Raw genomic sequence first — 9,039 nt, forward strand, 5'->3', positions numbered from 1 at the left:
GGATGTGTCCCGGCGGCGGGGGTGCTCCGGGCGCCTCCGCCGGGGCCTGCCGGAGGTCGTCGTCCCCGGTCCTCGGGTGCCTCGGTCGGGCCCGCCGGACCGTTCCCCCGCCCCGGTCCTCCGGGTGCCGGCCGAAGAGCCTTCCGGGGCCCCGGCCGGGAGGCCTCGGTCGGGGGCTTCCGCCGGGGCGCCCCAGCCGGGGCGTCGGGCAGGGCTTCGGTCAGGGCTTCAGCCGGGGCGTCTCAGTCGGTGTGGCCGGGCCGGCCCTGGCGGCCGGGGCCTGGGTCGCCTTCCTCACCGGCCGCCGGGCGGGGCGACTCGCCGACCCTGGCCTGCCAGGCCGGGTCGTCCTCCTGGTAGATGTCGGGGATGCCGTCCCCGTCCACGTCCCGGTCCTCCTCCTCGCACAGCTCTCGGTAGTGCCGGTTGCGCAGCTTCAGCAGAACCGTGGCGACGACCGCGGCGAGCACCGAGCCCACCAGCACCGCCGTCTTGGCCCGGGCGGCGAGCGCAGGGTCGTCCGGGAAGGCCAGCTCGCTGATCAGCAGCGAGACGGTGAAACCTATGCCCGCGAGCACCGAGACCGCGACCATGTCGGCCCACTTGAGCCGCGGGTTCAGCTCGGCCCTGGTGAACCGGGCGGTCAGCCAGGCCCCGCCGAACACGCCCACCGACTTGCCGACCAGCAGGCCGATCACGATGCCCAACGGGGCGGCCTGGGTGAACACCTCGCGCAGTTTCGGGCCGGAGACGGCCACCCCGGCCGAGAACAGCGCGAACAGCGGGACGGCGAGGCCGGCCGAGAGCGGGCGGACCAGGTGCTCGATGTGCTCGCCGGGGGAGTGCTGCTCGTCGCCCTCCCGGTGGCAGCGCAGCATCAGGCCCATCGCGACACCCGCCACCGTGGCGTGGATGCCGCTCTCGTGCATCAGCGCCCAGGTCACGAAGGCCAGCGGCACGAAGAGGTACCAGCCGTGGACGCCGCGCCGGTGCAGGAACCAGAACAGCGCCAGCCCGACGAAGGCGAGGCCGAGCGCCCAGAACTTGATGCCGTGGCTGTAGAAGATCGCGATGATCAGGATCGCGATCAGGTCGTCGACCACCGCCAGGGTGAGCAGGAAGGCGCGCAGCGGGGACGGCAGGTGGCTGCCGACCACGGCCAGCACACCGAGTGCGAAGGCGATGTCGGTGGCGGTCGGGATCGCCCAGCCACTGGGATGCCCGCCGCTGCCGGAGTTCACCAGGGCGAAGAGGATCGCGGGCAGCGCCACCCCGCAGACGGCGGCGACCACGGGCAGCAGCGCGGCACTGGGCGTGCGCAGCTCACCCGCGACGAACTCGCGTTTGAGCTCGATCCCGGCGACGAAGAAGAAGATCGCCAGCAGGCCGTCCTTGGCCCAGGTGGCCAGGGAGAGGTTCAGGTGGAGCGGGGCGGAGGGGCCGACGGTGTAGTCGAGCACGCTCTGGTAGGCCTGCGGCCACGCGTTGGCCCAGATCAGTGCGACGACGGCGGCGCCCAGCAGCAGCATGCCGCCGACCGTCTCGGTGCGCAGGGCGTCGGTGATGAAGGTGCGCTCGGGCAGTGACAGCCGGCCGAGGAACTGCCGGCGGCGGGTCGTCGGCTCATGGACGGGCGGCTGGTCGGTCACGCGGGACCTCCTGGGGCTGGAAGCGGCAAATGGATGCACGTGTGGTGCAGTTGCCGACCAGACTTCCCGGCGCGCCCTGTGACGCCCGCGACTCCCGTCAAGGGATCTTGATGCGTCCTTAATAGTCTAGCGGGACGTTTGGGTGACATCCGGATTGTCCTAACAAAGGACTTAATCCCTGCGGGCTGGTTTCGCACTCCGGAGGAGCAGCGGCCCGTACGCGGAACGGCGGCCCGTACGCGGAACGGTGGCCGCGTACCCGACGGGCGGCCCCGTGCTCGAACGGCGGCTCGGCACCGGACGGCGGCCGGGCCGCTGGGAGAAGGCGGCGGGATACCCGGGTGGGCCCCGCTGTCCGAACGGGTGACTGATGGGACGACTGTGCCCCGGGCGGTGATCACCGCCCGGGGCACAGTCGTCGTCTCAGTGGCGCTCGGCGGTTGCCGGCGCCGTGGGCTCAGCCGTTGTCATGGGCTCAGCCGTTGCCGTTGCTGTTGTCGGAGGGCGGCAGCTGGGCCTGGATCTGGCTCATCACCGTGCTGTCGGCCAGGGTGGTGGTGTCGCCGACCTCGCGGCCCTCGGCGATGTCACGCAGCAGGCGGCGCATGATCTTGCCGGAGCGGGTCTTCGGCAGCTCGCCGACCACCTTGATCTGCTTCGGCTTGGCGATCGGGCCGAGCGTGCGGCCGACGTGCGCCCGCAGCTCCTCGACCAGCTCGGGGCTCTCGGTGACGCCGCCGCGCAGGATCACGAAGGCGACGATGGCCTGGCCGGTGGTGGCGTCGGTCGCGCCGACCACGGCGGACTCGGCCACCGAGGGGTGGCCGACCAGGGCCGACTCGACCTCGGTGGTGGAGATGTTGTGGCCCGAGACGAGCATGACGTCGTCCACCCGGCCGAGCAGCCAGATGTCCCCGTCCTCGTCCTTCTTGGCGCCGTCACCGGCGAAGTAGCGGCCCTCGAAGCGCGACCAGTAGGTGTCGATGTAGCGCTGGTCGTCGCCCCAGATGGTGCGGAGCATGGACGGCCACGGCTCGGTGAGCACCAGGTAGCCGCCGGAGCCGTTCGGCACCTCGACGGCGTTGTCGTCCACCACGGTGGCCGCGATGCCCGGCAGGCCGCGCTGGGCCGAGCCCGGCTTGGTCTCGGTGACGCCCGGCAGCGGGCTGATCATGATGGCGCCCGTCTCGGTCTGCCACCAGGTGTCCACGATCGGACAGGTGCCGCCGCCGATGTGCTCGCGGTACCAGACCCAGGCCTCGGGGTTGATCGGCTCGCCGACGCTGCCCAGCACCCGCAGCGAGGACAGGTCGAACTTCGCGGGGATGTCGTCGCCCCACTTCATGAAGGTGCGGATCGCGGTCGGCGCGGTGTAGAGGATGGTCACGCCGTACTTCTGGACGATCTCCCAGAACCGGCCCTGGTGCGGGGTGTCCGGGGTGCCCTCGTAGATGACCTGGGTGGCGCCGTTGGAGAGCGGGCCGTAGACGATGTACGAGTGGCCGGTGACCCAGCCGATGTCGGCGGTGCACCAGTAGACGTCGGTCTCCGGCTTGAGGTCGAAGACCGCGTGGTGGGTGTAGCTGGCCTGGGTGAGGTAGCCGCCCGAGGTGTGCAGGATGCCCTTGGGCTTACCGGTGGTGCCCGAGGTGTAGAGGATGAACAGCGGGTGCTCGGCGTCGTGCGCCTCGGGGGTGTGCTCGGTGGACTGGCGCGCGGTGATCTCGTGCCACCAGACGTCGCGGCCCTCGGTCCACGGGACGTCCTGCTCGGTGCGGCGGACCACCAGGACGTGCTCGACGCCGTCGACCTTGGTGAGCGCCTCGTCGATGGCCGGCTTCAGGGCGGAGGGCTTGCCCCGGCGGTAGCCGCCGTCGGCGGTGATGACGAGCTTGGCCTGGGCGTCCTGGATGCGGGAGGCGACGGCGTCGGAGGAGAATCCGCCGAAGACCACCGAGTGGGTGGCGCCGATCCGGGCGCAGGCGAGCATCGCGACGACCGCCTCGGCGATCATCGGCAGGTAGACGGCGACCCGGTCGCCCTTGCGGACACCGAGCTCCAGCAGTGCGTTGGCCGCCTGCGAGACCTCGTCCTTGAGCTGGGCGTAGGTGATCGAACGGCCGTCGCCGGGCTCGCCCTCGAAGTGGATCGCGACCCGGTCGCCCAGGCCGTTCTCCACGTGGCGGTCGACGCAGTTGTACGCGACATTGAGCTTGCCGTCGGCGAACCACTTGGCGAAGGGAGGGTTGGACCAGTCGAGGGTCTCGGTCGGCTCGACGGCCCAGGTGAGGCGACGGGCCTGCTCGGCCCAGAAGCCCAGACGGTCCTCGGAGGCCTGCGCGTACGCGGCCGCGGTGACGTTGGCGGCTGCGGCGAGCTCTGTCGGCGGGGCGAAGCGCCGCTCCTCCTTGAGCAGGTTGGCCAGGCTCTCGTTGCTCAACGCGCACTCCTCATCGAGTCATGATCGGGGGCGTTCCCGTGCGTGGGGATTGTCCCGTGTGTCCCAGCGCACAGCTCACCAGGCGAACGGGGCAGTTGACAAGAGGCTCCTGGGAATTGGTGTAGACCTTTGATCGATGGCCGGCCAGGTTCCGGTCCGATTCATCGCGGAGGACCGGACGGCCGTTCGGGGGTGGGTGGGCCCGTGCCCCGGCCCGCCCGGCGGGACACGGACCCGGCTCTCAGGCGGCCAGTCGGGGGCCCTCCCCGCCGTCCCCGGCCGGAAGCCGATCATCCGCATTCACCCGTTCGGCCGATGCTGTGTCCGGCCGGTCCTCGGAGCCGGTCCCGGTGGGGTTCTCGGCGTGGTGTTCGATTCCGTTCGTGCGATTGCCGGTGCGGGCCTCGATCGGGCTGAACGTCCCGGCGGCCCGGTCCAGGACATAGGCCTGGGCCGTCGCGAAGTCGAAGTACATCCCGACCAGTCGCAGGGTGCCCTCCTCGACCCGGCGCTCCACCGCCGGGTTCGCCATCAACTGGTCCAGCTGCTGGACCACGTTGGTGATGCAGAGCTGCTCCACGACGTCCACGGCCGGCCGGGCGGCGAACTCCGCCGGGACGCGTCGGAGCCGGTCCAGCGAGCCGCGGCCGTTGCGCAACCAGCGGGCCAGGGGGGTGGGCGGCCCGGGGCGCTCGTGCACGCCGTCCAGCAGGGCCTTCATCGCGCCGCAGCCGGAGTGGCCGCAGACCGTGATCGATCGGACCTCCAGCACCTCGACCGCGTACTGCACCGCGGCGGCCACCGAGTCGTCGGCCGCTCCGGGTTCGTGCGGGGCCGGCACCAGGTTGCCCACGTTGCGCACGGTGAACAGGTCGCCCGGGCCGCTGTTGGTGATCATGCTGGTGACCATCCGGGAGTCCGCGCAGGTCAGGAAGAGCTGGGAGGGCGCCTGCCCCTCGCGGGCCAGCCGGGCGAGTTCCGGCCTGATCAGCGGGGCGGTGTGCAGCTGGAACACCCGGACGCCGTCCAGCAGTCGGCCGTGCGGGTCCTCCTGCTGATCGATGCAGTGGTGGCCGACCCAGGGCGTCCAGGCCCGGCACCGGTGCGGGCCCGGTGAACTGCCCGCGCGCACGGTGCCGTCCGGGTCCAGCACTTCGTCGTCCTGGCGGCGCGTCGCCATCGAGACCCGGCCGCCCGCGTCCTGGTGCGCGGCCCGCCAGGTGTGCAGCGTCTCGTACGCGGCGTGGTCCAGGAAGGAGCCGTCGTGGATCACCGTGACCTCGGCCCCGGCGGGGATGCCGGCCAGCGCCCGGCTGAGCCGGGGCACGGCGGTGAAGGTGAGCGGGCCGTGCGTCCGGACGGTGACCGTCCCGTCGGGGCCGGTCTCCACGTCCACGTGGGCGCGGGTCAGCCGGTAGAGCGCGAGCAGTACGGCGGCGCCGGCGCCGATCGCGACGCCCCACAGCACGCCGGCGGCCACCACGCCGAGCACGGTGATCAGGTAGACGGGGAACTCGCGGTGCCGGTGCACCCTGCGGATGTGCGCGAAGCTCACCATCTGCAGCCCCACCACCAGCACCAGCGCGGCGAGCGCGGCCAGCGGGATGTGGCGCAGACCGCCGGTCAGCGCCAGCGCGGCGGCCAGCACCCAGACGCCGTGCAGCACCGAAGCCCACCTGGTCCGGCCACCGGCCCGCACGTTGGCGGTGCCGCGCACCGCGCCCCCGGCGACCGGCAGCCCGCCGACCAGGCCGCTCACCAGGTTGGCGAGGCCCTGGCCGCGCAGTTCGCGGTCGAGGTCGCCGGTGCGCCGGGACATCCGGTCGATCGCGACGGCGGACAGCAGCGACTCCACGCTGGCCACGGCGGTGACGGTGAGGACGGCGGCGAGCAACCCGAGGACCGGGCCGTGCGGAAGCGCGGGCAGGAGCGACTGCGGGCGCCAGGCGGGCAGCTCGATGTGGGCGAGCCGCAGGTCCAGGGCGAGGACGAGGGCGGTGGCCAGCGCGACCCCGGCCAGCGGGCCGGGCACCTTGGTCAGCCGGGCGCCGAACTCGCCGGCACGACCGGGGAGTCGGCCGAGCCGGGGCCAGCCGACCAGGACGGCGACGGTCACCGTGCCGGCCAGCACCGCGGCCGGGTGCGGGCCGGACAACTGGCCTGGAAGGGCCAGGACGTTGGCGATCGCGGAGCTCTGCGGGGAGCCGCCGAGGACGACGTGGAGCTGCGCGATCGCGATGGTGATCCCGACCCCGGCCAGCATGCCGTGCACGATCGCGGGCGAGACGGCGAGCGCCGTCCGGGCCACCCGACGTGCGCCGAGGAGGAGTTGGAGCAGGCCGGCGGCGACGGTGATGGCACAGGTGGCCTGCCAGCCGTACCGGGCGATCAGCCCGGCGGTGATCACCGTCAGCGCCGCCGAGGGGCCGCTGACCTGGAGCGGTGTGCCGCCGAACAGCCCGACCACGATCCCGCCCACGGCCGCGGCGGCCAGGCCGGCGGTGAGCGGGGCGCCGGTGGCGAGCGCGATGCCGAGGGAGAACGGCACGGCGATGAGGAAGACCACGAGGGACGCGGAGAGGTCCTGGGCCCACCGGATCCGGGGGGCCGGGCCCGGCGGCGCGTGGTCGGTGGTGTCGGAGGCGATGGGGGCGCTGGAGATGTCGAGGGTCATTGTCTTCCCGTCTGTCCGGGGGAGCGAACGCAGTCAGGTCCGGCGGTGAGTCCGGGGTGGGGCTCCGGGGCGGATCGGCTGTCGTGGGTCGCGACGGTGTGGCGGGATGGCGTGGGCGCGGCGGGGGAGTGCGGGTGTCACCGGCCGGCGTTGACCATCAGGCCCGTCAGGGCTCCGGGCGAGGTGCGGGACGTCTCACCGGGGGCCGCCGGGCGAACCATCAAGACTCGGTAAACCGAGGGTAATGAAAGCTTTGCACAGCGTGGTTCCGGGAGGGAAGCGGAAAACCCCCTGATTCACCCCAATGGGTGGTGGCCGAACGGTCGGGAATCTGCTGGTGGCAGGGGTCGTGGCACCAGCCGGCCGGGGACCGGCGACGGGAGCGGGGCCGGGGTCGGGAGCGGTCCCGGAGCAGGAGCACGCACGGCGAACGGGCCGCGGCCTCCCGGGATGGGGAGGCCGTGGCCCGTTCGGCTGTGGTGGTGCGGGTCAGACGTGGGCGCCCGCCGGGGCCGTGCGCCCGCCGTCGTCCGCGAACCCGCCGAGGACGAACTCCTCGTCCACCTGTGTCGCGAGGTCGATGCCGACCTTGGAGTTGGCCCAACTCTCCGCGTTGCGGCGGTGGAAGAGCACCGCCTGCTCGGTGTAGCGGCGCGCGTCCCGCCGCCCGTACGCCGCGTCGGCCTCGAACCGCAGCTCCTCCAGCACGGCCCGGTTGGCCGGCTCCAGGGTCTTCAGCGGCGGTTCGGCACCCTGCTCCAGACGGCGCACCCAGTCCGACTGCCCGAAGGTGGTGAGCAGGTCGGCGCCGACCTCGCGGCGCAGGAAGGCCAGGTCGTCCGGGCCCTGCACCTTGTTGCCGACCACTCGCAGCTGCACGCCGAAGTCGCGGGCGTAGTCCCGGTACTGGCGGTAGACGGAGACGCCCTTGCGGGTCGGCTCGGCGACCAGGAAGGTCAGGTCGAAGCGGGTGAACAGGCCGGAGGCGAAGGAGTCCGAGCCCGCGGTCATGTCGGTCACGAGGTACTCGCCGGGGCCGTCCAGCAGGTGGTTGAGCAGCAGCTCCACCGCGCCGACCTTGGAGTGGTAGCAGGCCACCCCGAGGTCCTCCTCGGTGAACGCGCCGGTCGCCAGCAGCCGTACCGAGCCCTCGTCCAGCGCGATCGGGCGGGCGCAGGAGGCGTAGACCGGGTTCTCCTCGACGATGCGCAGCAGCCGCGAACCGCGTCCGGGCGGCGTGGTTTTGATCATCTCGTCGGAGGAGCGGATCAGCGGGTTGCTGCCGCGCAGGTACTCCTTGATCTCCGGCAGGTGTCCGCCCAGCGGGGGCAGTTCCGCGGCCTGATCGTCGGTCAGCCCCAGGGCGGGGCCGAGGTGCTGGTTGATGTCGGCGTCCACGGCGACGACCGGCCGGCCCATGGCCGCCAGGTGGCGGATGAACAGCGCGGACAGCGTGGTCTTCCCGCTGCCGCCCTTGCCGACGAAGGCGATCTTCATCTGGGGACTCCGGCTCTCGCTCAGGGCCCTCGCTGCGGGCCGCCTGCCCGGGGTGCGCGCGCCGCGACCCCTAGTTGGAAATCGTTATCGTCTCCGATAGTGGCCATGCTAGCCGGGGTTTGGGTTCCGTCGCGGGCGGGAAGTGAGGATTGCCTCTAATGGGTGATGCGGGGTTGCTGTTCCGGGAGGGGCGGCCCGTTCATTACTCTCGGGTAGGTGAGCACTGGAACTGATCCCCTCGCCCCGCTGGCCCAGCTCCCCGGGGTGCCCGACGCGGTGGCCGAGGTGCGCAAGGCCGTCGACCGCCTCTACGGCCACCGGGTGATGCGCCGCCGGGCGGCCGAGGTCACCTCCGAATCCGCGCTGCGCGGCGCCCGCGCGTCGGCGGCCCTGGCCGGGGCCGACTGGCCGCTGGAGGAGGTCCGCCGCCGCAGCGACTTCGGCGCGGACCCCGAAGCCCGGACGGTCGGGGCGGCCCTGCGGATCGCCGCCGAGGCCGGCCAGCTGCTCAGCATCTGGCGGCACTCGCCGCTCCAGGTGCTGGCCCGGCTGCACCTGCTCGCGGCGGGCGACGGCGATCCGGCGGCGGGGCGCCCGCGACGGGCCGGCGAGGGCGCCGAGGAGCTGTTCCCGCTGGAGCTGGAGCCGGTGGAGAGCGTCGAGGTCGACGCCGTGGACGGGCCGTTGCCCGTGCTGCCGCCCGCCCCGGGCGCGGAGGAGGTCGCGGCCCGGCTCGACCAGCTCTCCCGGCTGCTGGTGGCGCGTGCGGGGTGAAGCGG

Annotated in this window: 4 protein-coding genes and 1 pseudogene; 1 reads left to right on the forward strand and 4 read right to left on the reverse strand. The window is 72.8% G+C overall.

Features of this window, described 5'->3' with window-relative positions:
* Window positions 1-242: 242 nt before the first annotated feature.
* From nhaA to ACIQOV_RS14120, 4 genes are all read right to left on the reverse strand, one after another.
* Complete coding sequence (nhaA, locus tag ACIQOV_RS14105; RefSeq protein WP_401048444.1) at window positions 243-1,649, reverse strand: Na+/H+ antiporter NhaA; 1,407 nt, start codon at window positions 1,647-1,649, stop codon at window positions 243-245.
* Between the two features lie 475 nt (window positions 1,650-2,124).
* Complete coding sequence (acs, locus tag ACIQOV_RS14110) at window positions 2,125-4,089, reverse strand: acetate--CoA ligase (RefSeq protein ID WP_401048445.1); 1,965 nt, start codon at window positions 4,087-4,089, stop codon at window positions 2,125-2,127.
* A 241-nt stretch (window positions 4,090-4,330) separates the two neighbouring features.
* The gene (locus ACIQOV_RS14115; RefSeq protein ID WP_401048447.1) at window positions 4,331-6,763 is read right to left on the reverse strand and encodes a SulP family inorganic anion transporter; all 2,433 of its coding nucleotides are present in this window, start codon (window positions 6,761-6,763) and stop codon (window positions 4,331-4,333) included.
* 489 nt (window positions 6,764-7,252) lie between these two features.
* Entirely contained in the window at window positions 7,253-8,260 is a 1,008-nt protein-coding gene (locus tag ACIQOV_RS14120) for an ATP-binding protein (RefSeq protein WP_401048448.1), read from the reverse strand.
* 216 nt (window positions 8,261-8,476) lie between these two features.
* On the opposite strand from ACIQOV_RS14120, the pseudogene ACIQOV_RS14125 reads away from it, so the two are divergent.
* Window positions 8,477-9,022 (forward strand): annotated as a pseudogene (locus ACIQOV_RS14125) (oxidoreductase); the annotation flags it as partial.
* Window positions 9,023-9,039 lie beyond the last annotated feature (17 nt).

It is taken from the genome of Kitasatospora sp. NPDC091257 (assembly GCF_044757675.1).
In the GTDB taxonomy this organism is placed as follows: domain Bacteria; phylum Actinomycetota; class Actinomycetes; order Streptomycetales; family Streptomycetaceae; genus Kitasatospora; species Kitasatospora lactacystinica.